We start from the raw sequence: 21,795 nt of genomic DNA, 5'->3' as shown, positions 1-21,795 counted from the left end.
GCGATCTTGGACAGGTCTTCCACCACGCTGAGCCGCAGCACCAGCCGCTTCCGGTCGAGCAATAGTCCAGCTAGTTGAGCTCCGGCGGCAAACCGACGTTGAGACCCTTCAGCGCGCCAGCGACGTACGTTGGATGAGAAAAAGGGTGCTGCGTGCACCGCGCCTTTTCCCCGCGCGCCGATGCTCCACCTGGACCGCAAAAAAGTCCCGCCGCACTGCCAGAACGGCGGGACCGATCAAACGCTTTTCACCAGGCGGGGGGATGCGGGGGGTGGGCTTGCCAAGTGAGCGCGGACCGTAACCAACCCTAAGCGCAACAGCGGCAACGCGTCCACCAACCGCCGGTTGGAGCGACAGGACGATTGAGCCGCCGGCAGGTCAGGTCATCCCGGGTCGCTATCGCTCGCAACCAGACGGTAGCGGAAATTGTTGCGGATGTGGTCGTTGAAATAGCGGCCCTTGGCGAACGCGGCCCGGAACGCGGCAAAGGTTTCCGGCGGTACCCCCTCAAACTCGTACCGTTTACCGCTGGCGACGAACCACACCGAGAGGGTCCTTCTATCCAGATCATATTCCATCTTGCGGATCGAAGTAGATGGCATGAGCACCACAGGCCGAGGCCCGCGCCCTTGCGGGGAGCGCGGGCCGATCGGGATACCGATCTGCAGCAATACCTGGAGGGGGAGGATTCGCTGCGTGCACCGAACTTTCACGGCGGTCCCGTGTTCCCAATCGAGATACACAAAAAGCTAGCTGCACCTTTCGGCATCACGCGGACGTTGGATTTCTGAGAAAGCGCGAGCGTCAATACTAACTTCTGGTGATGGAATTTTCCCGTGAGATAGGCACGCTCCACGGCGAAAGGAGTGCCCCGCCATGACCGTCCTCGCCTACAACCTTGCCAATGACATCAAAGGATCGTGGAGGGTCGTCTTCGTGCCGGACGAACTGCATCTGTACGTGGAATTCAGCCAGCCAGACGCCGACACAAACCCGGTTGATTGGATGAGCGTTGATGATTTCCTTGCATGGCGGCCGAAAGGCGCACTCCACAAGCGAGCGCGCGACAGCTTGGTTTCGCTCATTTGCAAGGCGTTGACAGGGCGATTAGACAAGGGAGAACCCGCGCCGAGATCGAGTGCGAGCGCCGCGAGTGGGCCTAGGGCCCCACAGGCCAGTGCGACCCCGCCGCCGGCAAACCGCGGCGGGCGGGTGCCTCGGGGACACGATGGTAGATTGCTAATGCGTTCGCGCGTGTGGCCTTAAGTCGCAAACTATTGGCTTCAGAAGCAGGGCGTAGGGCTTCATTGATGGTGCTACCAACACCATATGGTGACCCATAGCCCTCCAAAACGAGAGAAGCTCGTCCCGACGGGTCGCACTGCGGCCGTCAGCTGGTAATTGCTACGAACTAGGAAACCATCATGCCTGAAAATATCAGACCAACTTCGAGAGACGTCCCCCTCATTCAGCTAGGCCTCTATCAGTGCCGCTTCCCGGTGAGCGAAGACGCTTCTGTACCTGGCGGTTATCGTTTTTGTGCTGGGCCAACTTCGCCGGATCGCGTCTACTGCGATCACCACCACAACATTGTGACGGCCGTGGACCCTCGTCGAGCCCGTTCGGGTCTTCACCTCGCTCAACGACGCGCCGCGTAAGCCTGACTGGCGGCGGCCTCCCGGCCAGGCGCTATGCGCTCCAAGGCCTTGGCTACGACGTTGCCGTCGGCTCGGTCTGGCCCATCCTGCCTTATGCCGTCTTCGCCGATGTATCCCCCGTCGCCCGATTGAGAACGACGACTTCTCGCCGAGCCTTTCAGCTCGCTACTCGCACAAACGCGTCGGCTCCAAAGGTTTGTCTGTCAGCACATCTTCAATGTGCCCGCGCCTGAAGCCCCAACATCTTCTGCGACCAAACCGCGTACCTGGCACCGCCGATCGGTTGCTGCGGCGGATTTTCGCTGTTCGCAGCTGAACAATGCCTATCAACCTTGTCATCGCACCTAGTCGCACGTAGCGGCCGTTCGAATTCTCATCGCTCGGCGCGATGTTTGGTCCGTCTGGCCAGAAGAGCGGAGCAAGCCATTGACACCCACGAAGTTGCTGATTGGGCAGATCGCTGTCGTATTCGCAATTGTCATTCTTGGCGTGTGGACTGCAACCCAATGGTGCGCCCACATGCTCTCCTATCAGCCGCCACTCGGCGCGCCATGGTTTGTGACAGTCGGCTGGCCGATCTACCAGCCGTGGAAACTGTTCGAATGGTGGTTCCAATTTGACGCCTATGCGCCTGAAGTCTTCGACAAGGCTGGCATACTTGCCGGAGCCAGCGGGTTCCTGGGCTGTGCCGCCGCGATAGCTGGGTCCCTCTGGCGCGCACGGCAGCGGGGGTTGGTCACCACCTATGGGTCCTCACGATGGGCCATGAAGCTGGAAATCGAGAAGGCGGGGCTGTTTCAGCCGGCCGGCGTTTTCCTTGGCGGACTGAATTATCGCTATCTGCGCCATGACGGACCAGAACACGTCATGGCCTTTGCGCCGACACGTTCGGGCAAGGGCGTCGGACTCGTTGTTCCAACCCTTCTTTCCTGGACCGGCTCGGCCGTCATTCACGACATCAAAGGCGAGAACTGGCAGCTGACCTCTGGCTGGAGGTCGAAGTTCTCGCACTGTCTCTTGTTCAATCCGACCGATCCGAGATCGGCGCGGTACAACCCGCTGCTGGAAGTGCGCAAAGGTCCAGATGAGGTCCGCGACGTTCAGAACATCGCCGACATTCTCGTCGATCCGGAAGGCGCGCTGGAGCGGCGGAACCATTGGGAGAAGACCAGTCATTCACTCCTAGTTGGCGCCATCTTGCACGTGCTCTACGCCGAAGAGGAAAAGACACTCGCCCGTGTCGCCACCTTCCTGTCGGACCCGCAACGCTCATTCGCTGCGACACTGCAGCGGATGATGACCACAAACCACCTCGGCACGGTGGACAAGCCCCAGGTCCATCCGGTCGTGGCCTCGGCGGCTCGTGAGGTGCTGAACAAGTCAGAGAACGAGCGCTCAGGCGTTCTCTCGACCGCCATGTCGTTTCTCGGGCTCTATCGTGATCCAACGGTGGCCGCGGCAACATCGGCCTGCGACTGGCGCATTGCCGACCTTGTGGATGCCGAGCGACCGATGTCGCTGTATCTGGTCGTGCCGCCGTCGGATATCTCGCGCACTAAGCCCCTGGTGCGATTGGTGCTCAATCAAATCGGCCGGCGGCTGACCGAGCGCCTGGAGGGCGATCCAAAGAAGAGCCGCAAGCATCAGCTCCTGATGATGCTGGATGAATTTCCGGCGCTCGGTCGGCTCGACTTCTTCGAGACTGCGCTCGCCTTCATGGCAGGCTACGGCATCCGCGCTTATCTGATAGCGCAATCGTTGAACCAAATCTCCAAGGCCTATGGCGAGAACAACGCCATTCTCGACAATTGCCACGTGCGGATTGCCTTTTCCTCAAATGACGAGCGCACGGCCAAACGCATCTCGGACGCGCTCGGTACCGCGACGGAACTCAGATCGATGCGCAACTATGCCGGCCATCGGTTGGCGCCCTGGTTGTCCCACGTCATGGTAAGCCGCCAAGAGACTGCTCGCCCCCTGCTGACGCCGGGTGAGGTGATGCAGTTGCCGCAGGCTGACGAACTAATCCTGGTTTCGGGATTGCCGCCGATTCGCGCCAAGAAGTTGCGTTATTACCAGGATCCGAATTTCACGGAGCGAGTGCTGCCTTCGCCGGTGCTGCGCGACGGTGCCTACGCGGATCGGCCCACGTCGCGCCCGGACGATTGGAGCGGACAGGTGCGCAGCGTGGATCGGCGTCTTGCTGGCGATGACGACAGTGCCGGCGCGGCAATCGAAGACGGAGGTGTCCAGCAGCAGCGCCATCCGGGCCTGCGCGAAGAACGGACCCTCGTCGTCCAGGAGCCTGATCAGGGCGATCTGTTCACGCCCGCAGACGATGACTGCGAGACGCTCGCCGACAAGCGCGTCATGGATCGGATTTCCACCGCCGCACGTGCGTACGGCCTCAACGAGGGAATGGGCGACGACAAGGACATCGTGCCCGGCTTCTGAACGGCGCGCCATACGCGGGCGCATCTCAGCGTAGATAACGGCCGTAAGCGATTTCGAGGATCTCGACGATGCTCGTTCCCGTCGCCGGTGCATCAGCGCCGGTCAGAGGGAACGAGCAGCATGAAGTCCCACCGCATTCGTCACCAGTTTTTGCTTGAACCCGAGTTGAGCGAGAAGCTGGAGAACCTCAGCCGCAATCCATCGACCACCAAATCGGCCATTGTGGCGCACGCGGTCGAGACCTTTATCGAGCAGCGTGGGGAGAATGAACTCGACCAGCGCTACGGCAAGAGGCTCGACCGTCTTTCCCGCGACCTCGGACATGTCAGGCGCGATGTCGAGATGATCCTGGAGAGCCTGGCGCTCTTCATCCGCTTTTCGATCACGCTTCATGCTCACACGCCGGTGCCGGACAGGGCCACGCAAGCGATTGCCCAGGAGCGCTTCGACAAATTCGTTGAACAGGTCGGCCGCCAAATCGCTTCCGGGAAACGGTCACTTGGCACCGACGATCGCAGGGGAGGGGAAGGATGAGTTCTCATCCAGAAGCCGACCATCGCCGCCGCGTCATGCTGCGCACCGCCATGGGTCCGGCGATCACCGAAGCCCTTGCCGATCCGACCGTCATTGAGGTGATGGTCAATCCCGACGGTGCGCTGCGGCTCGACCGGTTGGGTGAAGGCCGGGCCGACACCGGCGTGCACATGCATCCTTCTGAGGCCGAACGCATCATCCGCCTGGTCGCCTCCCACGTGCGCGCCGAGGCGCATGCTGACAATCCGATTGTCAGCGCCGAATTGCCATCGGGCGAGCGCTTCGAGGGTCTGCTGCCGCCTGTCGTGCTGGGGCCATGCTTCGCCATCCGAAAGCCTGCGGCGAAACTCTACACGTTGGCCGACTATGTCGCCGACCGGGTCATGCTGCCGCTGCAGGCCGACGCGCTGAAGAAGGCGGTCCGCGAGCGGCGCAACATCCTGGTCGCCGGCGGCACGTCGTCGGGCAAGACAACACTTGCCAATGCGCTGCTGGCACAAGCCGCCGATTGCGACGAGCGGGTGATCCTGATCGAGGACACGCGCGAACTGCAATGCGCGGCGAAGGATTGCGTTGCCTTGAGGACGAGGCGGGGGTCGGTCACGCTCGCCGATCTCGTGCGCTCGACCCTGCGGCTCAGACCCGACCGCATCATCGTGGGCGAAGTCAGGGGCGCGGAAGCCCTGGACATGCTGAAGGCATGGAACACCGGGCATCCCGGCGGCATCGCGACGGTTCACGCCAATTCGGCGCGCTCCGCTCTCTACCGTATCGAGCAGCTCGCCCAGGAAGCCGTCGTCACCGTTCCCCGCCGCCTCATCGCTGATGCGGTAGATCTGATCGTCTTCATCGCTGGGCGCGGATCCTCGCGCCGCATTGACGCGATCGCTGAGGTCACCGGTCTCGACAGCAGCGGTGATTACGCCGTCACCCCGCTCACGCTTCCGCAACTCCAGCAGTTTTGAAAGGTCACCTCATGCTCAAGAAGCTTCGCTTCCTTTCGTCCACCGCGCTCGCGTTTCTTCTCACCGTCCCGGCCCACGCAGCGGGCTCCGGCATGCCTTGGGAACAGCCGCTGCAGCAGATCCTTGAGTCGGTGCAGGGACCGGTCGCCAAAATCGTCGCGGTGATCATCATCATCACCACCGGCCTGACCCTTGCTTTCGGTGACACGGCAGGCGGTTTTCGCCGGCTGATCCAGATTGTCTTCGGCCTGTCGATCGCCTTCGCGGCATCGAGCTTCTTTCTCTCCTTCTTCTCCTTCGGCGGCGGGGCACTCGTTTGATGGCCACCGGAGAGCAGCATATCGAGGGTTTCGAAGTCCCCGTTCACAGGGCATTGACTGAGCCGATCCTGCTGGGCGGCGCGCCGCGAGCGGTGGCGATCCTCAACGGCACGGTGGCCGCGGCAATAGGCCTTGGCCTGCAGCAGTGGATCGCCGGACTGGCGCTCTGGATCGCCGGCCACACCCTCGCGGTCTTTGCCGCTCGCCGCGATCCGGACTTCGCCAGCGTGCTTGTCCGTCATCTTCGCCTGAAGGGGTGGCTTGCATGCTGAACCTGTCGGAGTATCGCGGCAAAGCCGATCGGCTTGCCGACCATCTGCCCTGGGCCGCTTTGGTCGCGCCCGGCATCGTGCTCAATAAAGACAGTAGCTTCCAGCGAACCTTCCGGTTCCGTGGCCCCGACCTTGAAAGCGCGACCGAAGCCGAGTTGGTCGGCATCTGCGCACGAGCTAACAATGCGCTACGAAGGTTGGGCTCCGGATGGGGGTTGTTTTTCGAGGCCGAGCGCGTTGAAGCGCTGGGCTATCCGAGCTCGGCTTTTCCCGATGCTGCCTCATGGCTGGTCGACGAGGAACGGCGCGCGGCCTTCGAGGGCAAGGTCGCGCACTTCGAGAGTCGCTATCATCTGACCTTGGTCTTCATGCCGGCGCCAGATGGCCAGGCGCGGGCGGAAAGCGCACTGGTCGACTCGCATCACTCGGGAGGGGCTAGAGACTGGCGCCAGGAGCTGGCGTGGTTTCGCGACGAGACCGACCGCGTCCTGGATTTGCTGTCCGGCTTCATGCCGGAAGTGCGCGCCCTCGATGATGCCGAGACGCTAACCTATCTGCACGGCACAATCTCGACCTACCGCCATCCGGTCGCCATGCCGGAAACGCCAATGTATCTCGACGGTGTTCTGGTTGACGCGCCGCTTACCGGCGGCCTGGAGCCGATGCTGGGTGAGCAGCATCTGTGCACCTTCACCATCCTTGGTTTCCCTAACGTCACCCGGCCAGGGATCCTCGACGCGCTCAACCATCAGGATTTCGCCTACCGCTGGATGACGCGCTTCATCCCGCTCGACAAGACGGAAGCCACAAAGACACTGACCCGGTTGCGCCGTCAGTGGTTTGCCAAGCGCAAATCGGTCGCAGCCATCCTGCGCGAGGTCGTGACCAACGAACCCGTCCCTCTCGTCGATAGTGACGCCGACAACAAGGCGCTCGATGCGGATGCCGCCCTTCAGGCATTGGGCGGCGATCACGTCGGCTTCGGCTATCTCACCACAACGGTGACGGTATGGGACCAGGACCGACAGGCCGCCGCGGAAAAGCTCCGAGCGGTTGAGCGCATAGTCAATGGGCTCGGCTTCACCACGATCCGTGAAAGCATCAATGCGGTCGAGGCGTGGCTCGGCTCGTTGCCCGGTCATGTCTACGCTAACGTTCGCCAGCCGCTCGTTCACACGCTGAATCTTGCCCATGTCATGCCGCTGTCGTCGGCGTGGGCCGGTCCGGTGGATAACGAGCATCTCACCAACGTGACTGGGACCGAATCCCCGCCGCTTCTCTTCGCAGAGACCAACGGGTCGACACCTTTTCGGCTTTCCACCCACGTCGGCGATGTCGGCCACATGCTGGTCGTTGGTCCGACCGGTGCCGGCAAGTCGGTTCTGCTTGCGCTAGTCGCTCTGCACTTTCGACGCTATGCCGGGGCGCAGGTCTATGTCTTCGACAAGGGCAATTCGGCTCGTGCGGCAACACTGGCCATGGGCGGAGAACACCACGCTCTGGGCGCGGATGGTGCGCTTGCCTTCCAGCCACTGAGCAATATCGGCGACCAGGCTACTCGCAGCTGGGCGGCGGAATGGATCGCCGGCCTCGTTGCCCATGAGAATGTCACCGTTACGCCGGAGGTAAAGGAGGCGATCTGGTCGGCACTCATCAGCCTTGCCACTGCGCCGGCGCAGGAACGCACGCTGACGGGCCTGTCGGTTCTGCTTCAGTCCAATGGGCTCAAGGCCGCGTTGATGCCCTACACGCTCGACGGTCCCTTCGGCCGGCTGCTCGATGCCGATGAAGATCGGCTGGCTTTGTCGGATGTGCAGTGTTTCGAGACCGAAGAGCTGATGCACCAGGAAGGCGCCGTGCTGCCGGTGCTCACCTATCTCTTCCATCGCCTCGAGGAGCGGCTCGACGGCCGGCCAACACTGCTCATGCTCGACGAGGCCTGGGTCTATCTCGACAACCCGCTCTTTGCCGCCCGCATCCGCGAATGGCTGAAGGTGCTGCGAAAGAAGAACGTCTCCGTCATTTTCGCCACGCAGTCACTTGCAGACATCGCTGGCTCTTCCATCGCGCCGGCGATCATCGAGAGCTGCCCACAGCGCATTTTTCTCCCCAATGACCGTGCCGTGGAACCGCAGGCGCGGGCAGCCTATGAGCACTTCGGCCTGAACGAGCGGCAGATCGAATTGGTCGCCCGTGCCACACCGAAGCGTCAGTATTATCTGCAGTCGCGCCGCGGCAACCGCCTCTTCGAGCTCGGGCTCGGCCCGATCGCTCTTGCGCTCTGCGGCGCCTCTGATCCGGCCACGCAAGCTTTGATCGACAGCATCCTGTCAGAGCACGGGCAGGACAGCTTTGCTTCCCGGTTCCTGAGTGCGCGCGGCCTCGATTGGGCTGCCGAGCTTCTCCAGCAATTCCCTCAACCAGACAAGGAGCAATCGTGATGATGCGGCGCCGCCTTCTCACCAGCCTGATCACCGTTTCCCTAATCGCAAAACCGATGGCCGACTACGTCCAGCCGGCCCACGCCCTAATCGTGTTCGATCCGTCGAATTATGCGCAGAACGTGCTGACAGCGGCACGTTCCCTGGAGCAGATAAACAACCAGATCCAGTCGCTCCAGAACCAGGCGACGATGCTGCAGAACATGGCGCGCAACCTTCAGCGCCTGGATTTTTCTTCCGTCGGCCGGCTCACAGGTTCGCTCCAACGGATCGACGGCCTGATGACCCAGGCCAGCGGCCTGAGCTTCGATCTCGACAAGCTTCAGAACCAGTGGCGTGTGCAATATCCGGAAAGCTACGACGCCACAATCAAGGTCAGCGATGTGGCGAGCGCCGCGCGCGAGCGCTGGCAAAACGCCATGCAGGCGTTCCGCCAAACCATGAGCGCGCAGTCGCAGATCGTGGAGAACGTGCGGGCCGACGGCGACCTGCTTACCGATCTCGTCAACCGCAGTCAGGGCGCGGCAGGTGCCCTTGAGGCAAGCCAGGCCACCAATCAGCTGATCGCGCTTTCGACCAAGCAGCAGATCCAGATCCAGACGCTGCTCGCGACCCAGTTCCGGGCTGAAGCCGAAGATGCTGCCCGCAAGGCGCAGTCCGAGGAAGCCGCCCGCGAGACGACGAAGCGTTTCCTGGGCACCGGTACGGCCTATCCCGGCAACTGATCGGCAGTTCTTCAAGACAACGAGGAAGGCGGCGACATGAATGACCTCGGCGTCATTGATCGCTTCATGGAGACTTTTACCCGCTATATTGATAGCGGGTTCGGTCTGCTTTCGGGCGACGTCGCCTTTCTCACCACCATCCTGATCGGCATCGACATCACGCTGGCAGGCCTGGTCTGGGCGTTCGGCGGCGAGCCCAATGTTCTTGGCCGGCTTGTCCGAAAAGTGCTCTATGTCAGCGCCTTCGCCTTCATCCTGAACAATTTTAAGAACCTCGCCGACATCATCTACCATTCCTTTGCCGGGCTCGGCATCAACGCATCGGCCGGCAATCTGTCCGCCGACAGTCTCCTGCGGCCAGGCCGCATTGCCGCGGCCGGCTTCGAGGGCGCCTGGCCGCTGCTCAATCAAGCGAGCCAGCTAGTCGGCTTCCCCGAGATCTTTGGCAACGCGCTGACCATCTTCGTGCTGCTTCTCGCCTGGTTCCTGGTCCTCATCGCCTTCTTCATCCTTTCCATCCAGCTTTTCATCACCATCCTGGAGTTCAAGCTCACCACATTGGCCGGTTTTGTTCTGGTGCCCTTCGCGCTCTGGAATCGCTCGGCGTTTCTGGCCGAGCGCGTGCTCGGCAATGTGATCTCGTCGGGCATTAAGGTGATGGTGCTTGCTGTCATCGTCGGCATCGGCTCCACGCTCTTCGGCGAGTTCGCTTCCGCGCTGCAAGGCAAGGAGCCGGACTTGGCCGCGGCCATGTCACAGGTACTGGGTGCGTTGGCGCTGCTTGGGCTCGGCATTTTCGGGCCGGGAATTGCCTCGGGTCTTGTCTCGGGCGCGCCGCAGCTTGGCGCGGGAGCCGCACTCGGAACCACCGCGGCGGCCGCCGGATCAACGCTCGTTGCCGGAGGTGCGGCGCTTGCCGGCGCGCGCATGGCAACCGGCGGCGGTCTCGCCGCCGTTCGAGCCGGCACGGCCATGGGATCGGCTGCTTCCACAGCTTGGCAGATGGGGCGTGCAACATCGCCCGAGTCCGGCCTCTCCGGCGTAGCTGCTGGACTGCAGGGCGTTGCCGGCGCAGCTGGCGGCGCCGCGATGCGGGGAATGCGATCTGCAACAGAACCATTCCGGCGCAGCGCCGATGCCGGCCGCGATGCCGCCTGGACCGCGGCGGGCGGCACGCCGACCGCATCAATGATCGGAAACCCTGCCGCGTCAGGTGCCAATGCCGCGCCGGCGTGGGCGAGGCGCTTGCGTTCCGAACAGACCGCGCGCGCCCATCGCCACGCCGCCACGCAGGCCGTCCGCGATGGCGATCGGGGTGGAAGCGGCGCCAACCCCTCTCTCAACGATAAGGAAGACTAGATGCTCTTCAAGCGACCAGTTCAACGTTACGGGAAGACGCCCCACCCCGTCACACCATACCAGAAGGCCGCCCAACTTTGGGACGAGCGCATCGGCACTGCGCGCGTGCAGGCAAGGAACTGGCGCCTGATGGCCTTTGGCTGCCTCGCTCTGGCCACCGGGCTCTCTGGTGGACTCTTGTGGCAGTCGATGCAGGGCCGCGTTGTGCCTTATGTTGTCGAGGTCGACCGCTTCGGTGAGACACGGGCTGTCGCGCCGGCAATCCAAACCTACGAGCCCACCGATGCGCAGATCGCCTGGCATCTCGGCCGCTTCATCCAGAATGTCCGCTCTGTTTCCACCGATGCGGTGCTAGTGCGGCAGAATTGGCTGTCGGCCTACGACTTTGCCACCGACCGTGGAGCCCTCTTTCTCAACGAGTACGCTAAGGCCAACGACCCGTTCGGCAAGATCGGGACGCGCAGCGTCTCGGTGCAGGTGACGAGCGTGGTTCGAGCGTCCGACAGCTCCTATCAAGTCAAATGGACCGAGCAGGTCTTTGAGCGCGGCAGCCTCGCCAGCACAACGCGTTGGACCGGGATCCTCACCATTGTGATCCGGCCACCGAACAATACCGATCAGCTGCGCAAAAACCCGCTCGGCGTCTTCATCAACGCAATCGACTGGTCGCGCGAGCTCGACAGTGCCGCGCAAACTTCCGTTCCCCCAAAGGAGCCCGCCAATGATAAATAGACTCTCGTCTCTCCGCACTGCGCTGATCCTGTCGGCGTCGGCTGCGGTCATTTCCGCCTGTGCCTCGAAGCCGGTGCCGCCGCCGCAGATTTCCTATGACCATGCTGACTTCAAGCCGGCCGCGATTGAGAAGGCGCCGGGGAAGCCCGTCAAAGTCGTGGAAGTGCCGAAACCGCTGCCGCTGCCTGGCCAGTTGCAGCCCGAGCCGGGCAAGGCTGCTGAAGACAAGCGCTCGCCTGAAGAACGTGTCGCCGATGCCAACAAGGCGGCGACGCAGCAACCCACCAAATATGGCTATGTGAATGCGGTGCAGGTTTACCCCTTTGCCGAAGGCGCGCTCTACCAGCTCTATGCCGCACCGGAGCGCGTCAGCGATATCGCTCTGCAGTCAGGCGAGAAACTCCAATCCGTGTCGGCCGGCGATACAGTGCGCTGGGTAATTGGCGACACCGTCAGTGGCTCCGGCGATGACCAGCGCACCCATGTGCTGGTGAAGCCCTTCGCGCCAGGACTTGCCACCAATCTGGTGATCACCACGGACCGGCGAAGCTATCACCTGCAGCTTCAAAGCACGGATAAGACCGCCATGGCAGCCATCTCCTGGACTTACAGCGAGGACCAGATCATCGCGCTACGCCGGCGCAATGCGCAGGCCGACGCCGCTATGCCAGTGGCGTCGAATGTGGCTCTCGAAAATATTCGCTTCCGCTATTCGATTACCGGCGACATGCCGCCCTGGAGGCCGACGCGCGCGTTCGATGATGGCAGCAAGGTCTACATCGAGTTCCCGCGCCGCATCGATCAGGGCGAGGCCCCACCGCTCTTCATCGTCGGTGCTGACGGGGACAACCAGCTCGTCAACTACCGCATACGGGGCAACTATTACATCGTCGATCGCCTCTTCGCCGCGGCCGAACTGCGCCTCGGCGCCAAGCAGCAGCAGGTGGTGCGCATCACGAGGACCGACGGCAGGCAAGCGCCGCGGCGGATATTGCTCTTTTCGCGTTCCAGCAGGTGAGGGACGGCCCATGACGGATACTTCCCGCTCCGATGCTTCACCGAAACTCGATCCAGAACAGCTGCAGCTGCGGGCCTCGCCTCGCCGCGCTGTGCGCTTCAAGCGCGGCATTATTGTCGCCATTGCTGCTGTTGGTTCCGGGACCGTTCTAGGCGTCACCATGATGGCGCTGCAGGGACCGGCGCTGCGCATCAAAGAGCAGGCTGAAGAGCTTTACAACACTGAGCGGAAGCCAACCGCGGAGGCAATTGAAAGGCTGCCTAAAGACTATTCCGGGATCAAGCCCAAGCCTCCGGTGCTTGGACCACCGCTGCCCGGCGACCTCGGCCGCCCCATCCTTGAGCACCAACGCCAGCTGGGCATCGCGCCGGGCCAGGAGGTTTCGGCGGAGGAGCAGCGCCTTGCACAGCAGGCGATCGAGGCGCGCGAATCGCAAGTCTTCTTCCGGATCGAAAATCGACCCCGGCAAGCGGATGCCGCCGGCAACGGGCAGGGCGGGCGTCCACCCTTTGAGGCAACGGCTCCACAATCGGACGCCGCACGCGATTCAGCTTCCGTAGCACCGGCCGAGGGCGACCAAAACAATCAACAGCGAAAGCTCGATTTTGTCAGCCAGCGGAACACAAGTGGAATCTACAATCTGCATGCACTGCAGACGCCGGCTTCGCCCTATCAGCTGATGGCCGGCAGCGTCATCGCAGCGAGCCTGATCACTGGCATCAATTCCGACTTGCCCGGCCTCGTGGTCGCACAGGTCACCGAGAATGTGCACGACACAGTCACCGGCAGCACCTTGCTCATTCCGCAAGGCTCTCGCCTGATTGGCACATATGACAACGTTGTTGCCTTTGGACAAAGGCGCGCGCTGCTGGTCTGGCAACGGATACTGCTGCCCGACGGCTCTTCGATCGAAATCGACAATCTGCCGGCGACGGACACCGCCGGCTATGCCGGGCTTGAGGACAAGGTGGATTTCCACACCTGGCAGCTGATGAAAGGCGTTGCGCTGGCCACGTTGCTGGGGGTCGGCACGGAGCTGAGCCTCGGGCAAGACGAAAGCGACCTGGTCAAAGCAATCCGCGAATCCGCTCAGCAGAACGTTAGTCAAGCTGGCCAGCGCATCACCGAGAAGAACCTCAATATTCAGCCCACGATCACCGTCCGCCCTGGTTGGCCACTGCGCGTCATCGTGCACAAGGATCTTGTGCTACGGCCGTACCCGAATTGACTGGAGTCATCATGACCACTCTGAAACTCGGCAAACTTCCGGATCGGACACCTTCGAAGATCACCATAAGCGTAAGTGCAGACCTGAACCAAGCACTGAAGGATTATGCGGCGCTTTATCGTCAGACCTATGGCGAGTCCGAATCGGTAGCGGAACTGATCCCGTTCATGCTGGCGGAGTTCCTGGAGAGCGATCGAGCGTTTGCCAAGGCCAGAAAGGAAGGGCTCCCTGTCGTCGACAAGTCAGAGAAATCGCGGCGGCAGCCAATTTCAGGGTCCGAATAAGTGACAGCGACCAGTGAGTCCGAGGGGGCACCTTTCTAGGCGGGCAAATGCATTGAAGCAATTTGCCGGCGGCAAGCCGAAACACAGGGCACAATAGACGAGCTGATCTGCCCCGAACCAATGCCGGCTCTGCGCCTCACTGGCGACATTGGGGCGAGCCGCTCAGCACCTAAAACCAGACGTCCGATGTTCCGCGACAACCGAGTATCGAACCGGAGCGTTTCAAGGCATGATCGTCGGCATGCAAGCATTTTTGTCTTGATCGTACAGCTCCAGTTCAGCGGCACGGTGCCGATGATCGACATTCGTGCTTAGGCGGAATGGCTCGCCAAGTAATGACCGGCAGTTTCGTTGCGGAAATGTTCTCGCCTCGCTATATTCCAATGACATCGGCGAACTCCGCGTAAGCGATGTGATTCGACCGGGTTTACCGCTTGTGAGGGTCGAATGGAGCATGTGTTTGTAGCCGATACGAATCTCTTCTTCGAGTGCAAGCGCCTGGAAGAGATTCCCTGGCTCGACCTCGCGGTGGACCCGATTGTGATCGCATTAACCAAGCCCGTTTTGGCGGAGATCGACAAGCACAAGAAGGGTGCCGGCAGAACGCGCAAGCGGGCGATCGAGATTTCGGTGCGCATACGTGGAATGCTTGCGACCCTTCCGCCGGAAGTCGTTATCCAGGAAGCTGGACCGCGTGTCGTGCTCCGGCTCATGCCTATCATCCAGCCCGCCCCAGACCTCGCCAGCTCACTTGACTACAGCATCAACGACGACCGGATTGTCGGGACTGTCGCCACCCTTTCGAAGGATGAGACATTCGCCTCCGTCTCAATGCTGACAGATGACAGTGTCGCGGCATCCACTGCGCAGGGCATCGGCGTTTCCTTCTTTCTGATCCCGGGGAGTTGGAAGCGACCGCCGGAAGAGACCACCGAGGCGAAGCGAATCAAGGAACTGGAAAAGGACATTTCGATCTATCGGGCGCAGGAGCCCGTCATTAGCATCGCGAACGCCTCAGGCGAGGCAACAGCGGCCAATGTGGTCCGCCGGGTCGCTTTGGCACTTGAGCCGTCCGAAATTGACCAGCTGATCGGCACGCTGAAAGCGCGGCACCCGGCAAAGGAGGATTTTGCTGCTCCGGAAGCCGAGATTCAGGCCGATGGAACCGAAATTTCCTACGAAGCGCCGGATGCTGAAGCGATTGGAAAATACTCGTCCGAAGCCTACCCGAAATGGATCGACGCGTGTCGCTCAACCTTTGAATCGCTGCACAAGGACCGCACGGAGCCCGAGGCCGAGATAGCCCTAACATTTGGCGTTGCTAACGGCGGCACTCGACCGGCGTCAAAGATGCGCGTGTCGTTTGAGGCTATCGGCAACATCGATTTGAGTCATGACGCACATGATCCGGACGATGACGAGGATCAGAATGACGTCAACGGGCAATCCGCGCTCCCCCCGATTCCCAAGCTGCCCGCACCGCCTGTTGCGCCGACGGTTCGACGAATCGTGAAGCGGCCGCCTGCTGCTTCGAAAGGCGTTGATATCGCTACACTGAGAGTGCCCGGCGGTGGTCTGAGGATCTCCGAACTGGAGAAGGCGTCGCGCGGACTGATGGGCGGTCTTGGTCCCCAATTGGCGGCAATGCGCAGCGCGCAGTCGACGTTCGACAATCTCCACGGCAAAGGAGCGCTCGCAGATCTCGCACGTGGCATTGGGCCTATGTCGGACATCATGAGAATGGCAGAGGAGCATGACCGCCTGCGCAGGTCGCTTATTCAACCCACTGGTCTTGCTAGGCGAACATACATCGATATCCCTACTATCCGGATGCCGCCGATGCCAGAGAAGCATGATCCTGAGGGGTTTTACTACGATCGGTGGCCGAAAAGGAAACCGACCAAGCGTGGCGCTCTGACCTGCGATCTGTTCCGTCATCAGCGCGGCGAGGAATTCTTCGAGGTCGACGTGCTGTTTCCCGACGATGGGGACGTCAGCGGCGCAGTGCGGTGTACCGTCGAGGCCGAGAACCTGACCAAGCCGGCGGAGCTTCTGATACCCGTCAGCCGCAAGGTCGAAGCCTACAGTCTCCTGGCGATCGCAGATGAGATGGTCGAACGCTGTGGCCGTTAGATCGGCCCCTTAGATGATGATCCGCTCGACTTCACGAGGGCCTCATCTCTGATCGTGGATCATAGAGCTGCGTGGTGCGCGTATCGGGTGGTTTGCCATGTCACGCGCTTTGTCGAACGTCTCGCTGTTCTTACTGGGCTGGCGATCCCTCCCTCTATGAACGGCAGCTACCGCACAGCGGCCCCGAAAGCCGTCGGTCTGTAAACGGCCCAATATTTGACATTCTGACATTCAGTCAGACGGTCCCGCAATGCGCCGACGACAATTCTTTCTTTGACATGCCTCAGTTGGCTCCACTTTGCATTCTGTTAGAGCTTCGTCGAAGAACATTCCTACCGCTAACCCAAAGATGATCGTGGAATTTTGCTAGCCACTTTCTTTGACAAGTGGCTTGGCTTCAATCGCTCCGTGAGGATAGGTGCTTTGCTTCAACTTTAGTTGGCGACGCTCTTGATGCCAGATGCGACCGCTGCGTTGTCAGCGGATTGGGTGATGCTGTTGAAAAGGACACACGCACTTTCTTTTTTGCGGAAATTGAACCCTAAGCAGGATTTGTCGTTTGCACATTGCAGTATGCAGTCGGGATATCGAAGCGGAGAGGTCCAATAGGCATTGCCAGAAATTTCCGTTTTTGTGGCGAACACCAAATTCGAGTAGCGCAAATTGCTCTCGACCACTTTTTTTGCGGCCATGATCGACTCTTCGCTTTTGACCAGTAGCGATGCGTCCCCTTTCATGAAACAAGCTCGAAATTTTGTGTTATAAGTAACCGCTAGACACCTGAAGTCGGTATCGCAGGCGGTTTGACACTGCTCAGAACTCACGTTCCTAGTTGGCATATCCGGCAGGTCGTTTCCGATCGCGTCCCACCCTGACACGACAACAAATCCACTATCTGGATCGACCTCTGTCGCAGGAGTTTCTACGGGGACAGTTGCGGCCTGCTCTCGTGACTGGTCAGGAATGATGTCTGAAGACGCAAATGTGCGACCATCCAGCCACGCGCATCTTGTTGCAAGATCGACGGCGGATGAATCATTAAGGCCGACCAACTGAAGCGTCTGAGCAGCAGCGCCAGGCCCGGCTGGTCGCGCTGTCGGGGCAGAACGAGCTGCCAATGATACATTTACGTCTACGCCGTTCACACTCCGCCGAGAGTAACACCACGCTCGGTCCCAGGTTTCGTCGTTCTCATCCTTGAAGTGGTGACCTGTGATTAACTCCCAAGTGGTGCCTTGGAACTCGACGTTCTTGGTGGCGAACTTGTTGAAGTCGACGGTCACCACGTCAGGCCTGGTAGGGACGTCAGCCTGGGGCGCCTGCTCCTGAATTGGCTTTGGAGTTGGAACAGGAATAGGAGGCTCATCTTTTGGGGAGGTGAGATCGCTTGGCTGCTCTATGGTCGGCAAAGCTGCCGGCTCCGGCAGGGTTTTGTCCCCTAGACCAAGATTGATGCCTAGCCCAATCCCGACCGCCGCCACTGCAATGGCTCCGCCAGTCGCCATTCGGCGAAAGGCGGTCGCTCGGGCTGTCTTCTCTTGGGCCGCGGCTTGAGCCTGCAAGGTTGGAATCGCTGACCTTTTGACGGCGAGATCGACGGCTTGCTCAAGCAGGGTGGTGTTATGCCGGACGAGCACTTTTGCGATCCTTCATTGATACCGTCACGAGGTCTGAGACCTCAGGCGGCAAATCCTGGTCGAGGGCCTTGCGAAGAACTTCGGGGTCGTCGGTGAAGAGCGGAACGTAGAGGATCTCTTTGACGATTTTTTCGACAGGCACCTCTACCCGCTTCTCAATCTCTTTCTCTACGGTAACTTCGACCGGTACCTCGACCGTTCGAACCCGCCGCCAGCGCCAACTCAGAAGCATTCTGCGGAGCAGCCTGGAAGTCTTGCTCTCTGAATTGTCCTCTTCTCGGGCGGCAATGCGCTGGAGCGCTAGAGCGACCATTGCCGTAATTGGTCCCGCGAGCGCGGCGATGAGCGCGAGCGAGCCGAACCAAATCACAGAGATTATTCCGGCCTGTGCCTCAGTCACCAGTTCAGGTTTGCTGCCGTACCAGCGTGAGGCAATACGGCGGACCTGATCTGTCCGCGCCATTGGGATCCGCTCCTTGGCCAAGGCGCTGAGGGCTTTGGCAATCTGGTCCTGTCTGACCTGGTTTTGCGCCGAGGTGTTTGCCTTGTTGGCTTCTGCCGCCTGGGCATCTGCGAGCCGTTTGCCCGCTTCATCCAATCGACGCTGCCAAGCCGCGGCATCACTATCGCGCGTTTGCTCCAGAGACGAACGCCTATCGACAAGCTTCTGCCTCTGGTCAGTAGTCATAGGAGGGCTGTTTGCCCGCAAACGATCGAAATTTTCGCGCAGCGCAGCAATCTCTTGATCGAGCGGCTCAATCCGAGTGTCGAACTTGGTGATAATTTTCGTGCGGGGGTTGGCAAGTTTAGCCACTTCCGATTCTAGCCTGCGTGCCGAGTCGCTGTCGCCTGAATCGCGCGCCATCTTGATACGTTCAACAAAGCTGTCGCGTTGGCGCTCAAACTGATCGACAGCGTCTTTAACTTCGCGATCGCGCTGTTGAATCAGCGCCGATCGAACAGCATTTTTCTCATCCACTTGATCGCGAACACGCGAGGCCTCTGGAGTAAGGGCTGTCGTTCCCTCCAATTCCGCATTGGCCTCGGCAATTTGCGACTGAGAGGTCGCACGCGATTTTTCTGCAAGAGAGGTCAGCTGCTCAATTTCGGAACGGGCTTGATCGACCTGATCGGCTCTTCGACCAAGTTCGTCAGCAGAGGCGAGCTTTGTCGCTTCCTGCTCAAGGGCATCAATCTTGTTTACGAGCTCCTCATAACGCAGCTGACGCAATGCGCCTGCCCTCTCCATCCCCATAAAGACAGTTTCGAAAGTGATGCCTGCAAGAACCAGGAGGAAGACCAAGATTATGGGCTTCCAGAGCCAAGACGCGCTGAAAAGCAGTGTAGCTATCGGTATCTTGGTGAGCTCCGCGATTGCCACCATGAGAAAGGGTGCACTGGCGAGCGTCAAATCCATTGCAGTGACAGACTCGCTTGCAGAAAACGCTTGTACGCCTAATGCTACACCTGTCGTAAGACCAATCGCTGCGGCCGCAATCTCTAGGGCCCAGGCACCACGGTAGGTCCACTGGCCATAGCTTGCCAGCTTTTGACTCATCACAGTCTGCATTTTACTCGCCCCCCCGACAGGGCAACATCATGCCTTGATCGCCTGCCAGCATACACTTAACGGTTTTGAAAGTCTGAGTTAAGGCGTCTTCTCTCTATTGTCGCAATAACTTTTTCTGCCCTTCAGATATAGAATACCTCGTCAAAAAATGGGGTTAGCAGACCGCGTCGCCCATGCATGGTCTTCGTTGGATCGGTGTAAGCGGAAAGCCGAACAGGCCGTAGCGCTTACTCCGTTACATTTCAGCTAGCAGAGTGTTTCGCATGGGATCCCATCCTTGTCGCGATCGAGTTTTCCGCCCCATGAGCAGTTTTGCAGGTACCAGTTGGCTTCGTCGCAGGAACCGATCTGCTTGCACGTTCTCCGCGGCTCGCAAGAATAGCCGCTCTGCGCGACCAGCTTACGGCTGATGATGCCCAGCGGGCGACTCGATGGCGCCGCGCCGTCGGCGTGCGCAGCGCGCCATTCCCAGGGTGCCTGAAACGTCCCGGCCCACAGGCCGATCTTTGAGGCTTGGGCTTGCGCCTGCTGCCCCGCATAGGCGCCCTGGCTGTAGTGAGGCCAATCCAGCGCCTGGCCGTGCTTGACCATCCAGGCGGCCACGCCCGCGCCGTCGGCGCGCCGACAATCGCCGACAAAGCGGTGGTAGCGGTCCCACGTCACGAATGTGCATTCGAGCGGCCTCGACGCGGCCAGGAAAGTGTCCAGCGCTTCGGCCGATCGCCGGCCGCAAGGATACTCGGCGCCATTCGCATCGCGGCACAGCTGCCGGCTCTCTGGCGCGTCGATGCCGTTGAAGCGGACGCGCTGGCCGTGGATTTCGATCGTATCGCCGTCAATGACGGAAGCGACACCGGTAAGCGAGGCGGGCGCCGCCCTTCGTGGGCTGGCCTTTGATGCATCGTCGCTACGTTGCGCGCCCGACGGCGCCAGGAAGGCGGCCACCGCCGCCGCTGCCGTAAGACCGAGCATTGCCGGCACGCTCGCAAGTTGGCGCCGCCACAGCTTGGCACCGGTGGGTCTCTGCCACCGATTGGATCGATATTTGCGGTATGGCCTGCTCATCCGCTACGCCGACCAGCCCGGCCATGCGCTGTCGACCATGGGCAGGCCGGCGCAATAGTAATCGTCAAGGAACCGCCCGGTGGACCGGTCGCGGCAGCGCCAGATAACGCTGTAGTTCTGGCCATAGAATTGGTCCCACGCGACGCCATAGGTTTGTGGTGGCGGTGGCCGGTAATATGTTCCGCCTCCATAGCCGTTGTTGGCAGCGACACCCACAGCTGCGCCGCCGACAGCCGCGATCGCTATGCCTGTCGCGACAGCATTGTCGGTTTGCACAAGCCTGGTGCACTTCTCTGCTGTTGCGCCCCTGCGCACTAGAAGGGCCGCTACCCTGCTACGATACTGTTCGTCCGTGCTGCTGGCGAGAACGTGACATAGCGCAACGGTATTCATTGCCGTGAGATCGCTGTCCGACACGACAGTGCTCGTAGAGCAGCCGCTGACGCACAGGGCTGCACTTGCGATGAGTGCTCCAATTTTCATGTGAATTCCCCCAAACAAATATTGGGGCGAGTCCGACCTAGAAGTCCAGAGTTTTGTTTTTCACATTGCTACGATTCACAGCATGCTGCGGCTAGCTGGCATCCACTGCAACCAACCCTTCCGCCGGTCGTTGACTGATGCTGGGTTGATCTCAGCCACTCCAGAACTTGCCCGCTGGCTCAAAACCGGCGGGCTTTTTTTCCGCGACGCCGGAAGGCTCTATCTCGCCGCATGTTGTGGTACATCGGCACGCCGTCATCGGGCCGTGCCGTTGACCAAGGTGGTCCCTCCGCCATGGTCGGCCGGCGCAGCCTTGACCGTCCGCGCGGGCCATCCCAATCAAGCCCGCTGGCTTCGGTCGGCGGCTTTTTATTTGATCCCGGCGCCGTCGGCTTGGATCTAGATCCTCGCCAGTGCCGGATTTGAAGGTAAGCTGCGGCGGTATGATCGCACTTCGCGCGGGACGGACCATTGGTGTGCAGCAAGAGCGCCGAGTTCATTCGGCCAAGATTCTGCACTAGGCCGAGGTAGGTGAAGGCAGATAGCTATCCGGTAATCGCTGAGATATTGGAGATAATGTTCCCCCATGGAGGTGTGTACCAGTATTATAAGTTTCCAAACTTCATGTACGAACGCCGTGGACGAGCTGCTGTGTGCGCTTGCCGTAAATCGCCTCCGCGAGTTCACAGTCGGAGGTTGGCTAGGACCCTAACGCGAGACCTTCAACGGCCCCCTTCGCGATGAACTCCTCAACGAGACGCGGTTCACGTCCCTGGCCCAGGCCCGCGCGAGGCTCAATGTATGGCGCGCCGATTACAATCCTGTTTCATAACACCCATCTGTCTATGTCGTTGAAGTGAATAGGTTTTGCTGATCTGGATGCGATCCCGTGGGGTATTTTGGGTTTTGCCGCGCGC

The 21,795-nt window shown here is 60.7% G+C and carries 18 protein-coding genes and 1 pseudogene; 14 read left to right on the top strand and 5 right to left on the bottom strand.

Annotated elements, in window-relative coordinates:
• Positions 1 to 383: 383 nt before the first annotated feature.
• The gene (locus NKJ09_RS30490; RefSeq protein WP_023722567.1) at positions 384 to 602 is read right to left on the bottom strand and encodes a KTSC domain-containing protein; all 219 of its coding nucleotides are present in this window, start codon (positions 600 to 602) and stop codon (positions 384 to 386) included.
• Between the two features lie 1,482 nt (positions 603 to 2,084).
• On the opposite strand from NKJ09_RS30490, the gene NKJ09_RS30480 reads away from it, so the two are divergent.
• The 13 genes from NKJ09_RS30480 to NKJ09_RS30420 all read left to right on the top strand — a co-directional run bounded on the left by NKJ09_RS30480 (position 2,085) and on the right by NKJ09_RS30420 (position 16,123).
• Entirely contained in the window at positions 2,085 to 4,112 is a 2,028-nt protein-coding gene (locus NKJ09_RS30480; protein WP_352764520.1) for a conjugal transfer protein TraG, read from the top strand.
• A gap of 120 nt (positions 4,113 to 4,232) precedes the next feature.
• The gene (locus tag NKJ09_RS30475; RefSeq protein ID WP_352764517.1) at positions 4,233 to 4,646 is read left to right on the top strand and encodes a CopG family transcriptional regulator; all 414 of its coding nucleotides are present in this window, start codon (positions 4,233 to 4,235) and stop codon (positions 4,644 to 4,646) included.
• Positions 4,643 to 5,611, top strand: coding sequence for a P-type conjugative transfer ATPase TrbB (trbB, locus tag NKJ09_RS30470; RefSeq protein ID WP_352764514.1), 969 nt, complete (start codon positions 4,643 to 4,645; stop codon positions 5,609 to 5,611). The genes NKJ09_RS30475 and trbB overlap by 4 nt, the downstream gene beginning before the upstream one ends.
• 11 nt (positions 5,612 to 5,622) lie before the next feature.
• A complete protein-coding gene (locus NKJ09_RS30465; protein ID WP_023680310.1) occupies positions 5,623 to 5,931 on the top strand; it encodes a TrbC/VirB2 family type IV secretion system protein in 309 nt (102 codons plus the stop codon).
• Positions 5,931 to 6,203 carry a VirB3 family type IV secretion system protein gene (locus tag NKJ09_RS30460; protein WP_023680309.1) on the top strand — a complete coding sequence of 91 codons (273 nt, stop codon included), beginning with the start codon at positions 5,931 to 5,933 and terminating at the stop codon, positions 6,201 to 6,203. The genes NKJ09_RS30465 and NKJ09_RS30460 overlap by 1 nt, the downstream gene beginning before the upstream one ends.
• Positions 6,197 to 8,644 (top strand): conjugal transfer protein TrbE, encoded by a 2,448-nt coding sequence (gene trbE, locus NKJ09_RS30455; RefSeq protein WP_352764511.1) that lies wholly within the window; start codon positions 6,197 to 6,199, stop codon positions 8,642 to 8,644. Before NKJ09_RS30460 ends, trbE begins: the two co-directional genes overlap by 7 nt.
• Positions 8,644 to 9,369, top strand: a complete 726-nt coding sequence (gene trbJ, locus NKJ09_RS30450) for a P-type conjugative transfer protein TrbJ (RefSeq protein WP_352764508.1) — start codon at positions 8,644 to 8,646, stop codon at positions 9,367 to 9,369. The genes trbE and trbJ overlap by 1 nt, the downstream gene beginning before the upstream one ends.
• Before the next feature lie 36 nt (positions 9,370 to 9,405).
• Positions 9,406 to 10,728: a P-type conjugative transfer protein TrbL gene (trbL, locus tag NKJ09_RS30445; protein ID WP_352764506.1), complete on the top strand. Its 1,323-nt coding sequence runs from the start codon at positions 9,406 to 9,408 to the stop codon at positions 10,726 to 10,728.
• The gene (gene trbF, locus NKJ09_RS30440; RefSeq protein ID WP_352764503.1) at positions 10,729 to 11,460 is read left to right on the top strand and encodes a conjugal transfer protein TrbF; all 732 of its coding nucleotides are present in this window, start codon (positions 10,729 to 10,731) and stop codon (positions 11,458 to 11,460) included.
• Entirely contained in the window at positions 11,450 to 12,478 is a 1,029-nt protein-coding gene (gene trbG / locus NKJ09_RS30435) for a P-type conjugative transfer protein TrbG (protein ID WP_352528987.1), read from the top strand. The genes trbF and trbG overlap by 11 nt, the downstream gene beginning before the upstream one ends.
• A gap of 10 nt (positions 12,479 to 12,488) precedes the next feature.
• Entirely contained in the window at positions 12,489 to 13,706 is a 1,218-nt protein-coding gene (locus NKJ09_RS30430) for a TraB/TrbI/VirB10 family type IV secretion system protein (RefSeq protein ID WP_352764500.1), read from the top strand.
• Positions 13,707 to 13,717: 11 nt separating this feature from the next.
• Positions 13,718 to 13,990 carry a DUF2274 domain-containing protein gene (locus NKJ09_RS30425; protein ID WP_352764499.1) on the top strand — a complete coding sequence of 91 codons (273 nt, stop codon included), beginning with the start codon at positions 13,718 to 13,720 and terminating at the stop codon, positions 13,988 to 13,990.
• Between the two features lie 447 nt (positions 13,991 to 14,437).
• Entirely contained in the window at positions 14,438 to 16,123 is a 1,686-nt protein-coding gene (locus tag NKJ09_RS30420; RefSeq protein ID WP_352764496.1) for a PIN domain-containing protein, read from the top strand.
• A 434-nt stretch (positions 16,124 to 16,557) separates the two neighbouring features.
• On the opposite strand, the gene NKJ09_RS30415 is transcribed toward NKJ09_RS30420, so the two are convergent.
• The 4 genes from NKJ09_RS30415 to NKJ09_RS30400 all read right to left on the bottom strand — a co-directional run bounded on the left by NKJ09_RS30415 (position 16,558) and on the right by NKJ09_RS30400 (position 20,671).
• A complete protein-coding gene (locus NKJ09_RS30415) occupies positions 16,558 to 17,760 on the bottom strand; it encodes a PAN domain-containing protein (RefSeq protein ID WP_352764493.1) in 1,203 nt (400 codons plus the stop codon).
• Entirely contained in the window at positions 17,744 to 19,330 is a 1,587-nt protein-coding gene (locus NKJ09_RS30410) for a hypothetical protein (protein WP_352764491.1), read from the bottom strand. Before NKJ09_RS30410 ends, NKJ09_RS30415 begins: the two co-directional genes overlap by 17 nt.
• A 246-nt stretch (positions 19,331 to 19,576) precedes the next feature.
• Positions 19,577 to 20,275: a thermonuclease family protein gene (locus NKJ09_RS30405; protein WP_352503317.1), complete on the bottom strand. Its 699-nt coding sequence runs from the start codon at positions 20,273 to 20,275 to the stop codon at positions 19,577 to 19,579.
• Positions 20,276 to 20,398: 123 nt separating this feature from the next.
• On the bottom strand, positions 20,399 to 20,671 hold the full coding sequence (locus NKJ09_RS30400) for a hypothetical protein (protein WP_023680062.1): 273 nt from the start codon (positions 20,669 to 20,671) through the stop codon (positions 20,399 to 20,401).
• Positions 20,672 to 21,593: 922 nt separating this feature from the next.
• On the opposite strand from NKJ09_RS30400, the pseudogene NKJ09_RS30395 reads away from it, so the two are divergent.
• Positions 21,594 to 21,698: pseudogene (locus NKJ09_RS30395) on the top strand (integrase core domain-containing protein); the annotation flags it as partial.
• Positions 21,699 to 21,795 lie beyond the last annotated feature (97 nt).

This window comes from Mesorhizobium sp. M0189, from assembly GCF_040322135.1.
Classification (GTDB): domain Bacteria; phylum Pseudomonadota; class Alphaproteobacteria; order Rhizobiales; family Rhizobiaceae; genus Mesorhizobium.
This window is presented reverse-complemented; position numbering and strand designations above follow the sequence as displayed.

Bases quoted from the DNA above. Each gene is read 5' to 3' on its own strand.
- NKJ09_RS30490 (WP_023722567.1), bottom strand. From the start codon at position 602: ATGCCATCTACTTCGATCCGCAAGATGGAATATGATCTGGATAGAAGG.
- NKJ09_RS30475 (WP_352764517.1), top strand. From the start codon at position 4,233: ATGAAGTCCCACCGCATTCGTCACCAGTTTTTGCTTGAACCCGAGTTG.
- trbB (WP_352764514.1), top strand. From the start codon at position 4,643: ATGAGTTCTCATCCAGAAGCCGACCATCGCCGCCGCGTCATGCTGCGC.
- NKJ09_RS30465 (WP_023680310.1), top strand. From the start codon at position 5,623: ATGCTCAAGAAGCTTCGCTTCCTTTCGTCCACCGCGCTCGCGTTTCTT.
- NKJ09_RS30460 (WP_023680309.1), top strand. From the start codon at position 5,931: ATGGCCACCGGAGAGCAGCATATCGAGGGTTTCGAAGTCCCCGTTCAC.
- trbE (WP_352764511.1), top strand. From the start codon at position 6,197: ATGCTGAACCTGTCGGAGTATCGCGGCAAAGCCGATCGGCTTGCCGAC.
- trbJ (WP_352764508.1), top strand. From the start codon at position 8,644: ATGATGCGGCGCCGCCTTCTCACCAGCCTGATCACCGTTTCCCTAATC.
- trbL (WP_352764506.1), top strand. From the start codon at position 9,406: ATGAATGACCTCGGCGTCATTGATCGCTTCATGGAGACTTTTACCCGC.
- trbF (WP_352764503.1), top strand. From the start codon at position 10,729: ATGCTCTTCAAGCGACCAGTTCAACGTTACGGGAAGACGCCCCACCCC.
- trbG (WP_352528987.1), top strand. From the start codon at position 11,450: ATGATAAATAGACTCTCGTCTCTCCGCACTGCGCTGATCCTGTCGGCG.
- NKJ09_RS30430 (WP_352764500.1), top strand. From the start codon at position 12,489: ATGACGGATACTTCCCGCTCCGATGCTTCACCGAAACTCGATCCAGAA.
- NKJ09_RS30425 (WP_352764499.1), top strand. From the start codon at position 13,718: ATGACCACTCTGAAACTCGGCAAACTTCCGGATCGGACACCTTCGAAG.
- NKJ09_RS30420 (WP_352764496.1), top strand. From the start codon at position 14,438: ATGGAGCATGTGTTTGTAGCCGATACGAATCTCTTCTTCGAGTGCAAG.
- NKJ09_RS30410 (WP_352764491.1), bottom strand. From the start codon at position 19,330: ATGCAGACTGTGATGAGTCAAAAGCTGGCAAGCTATGGCCAGTGGACC.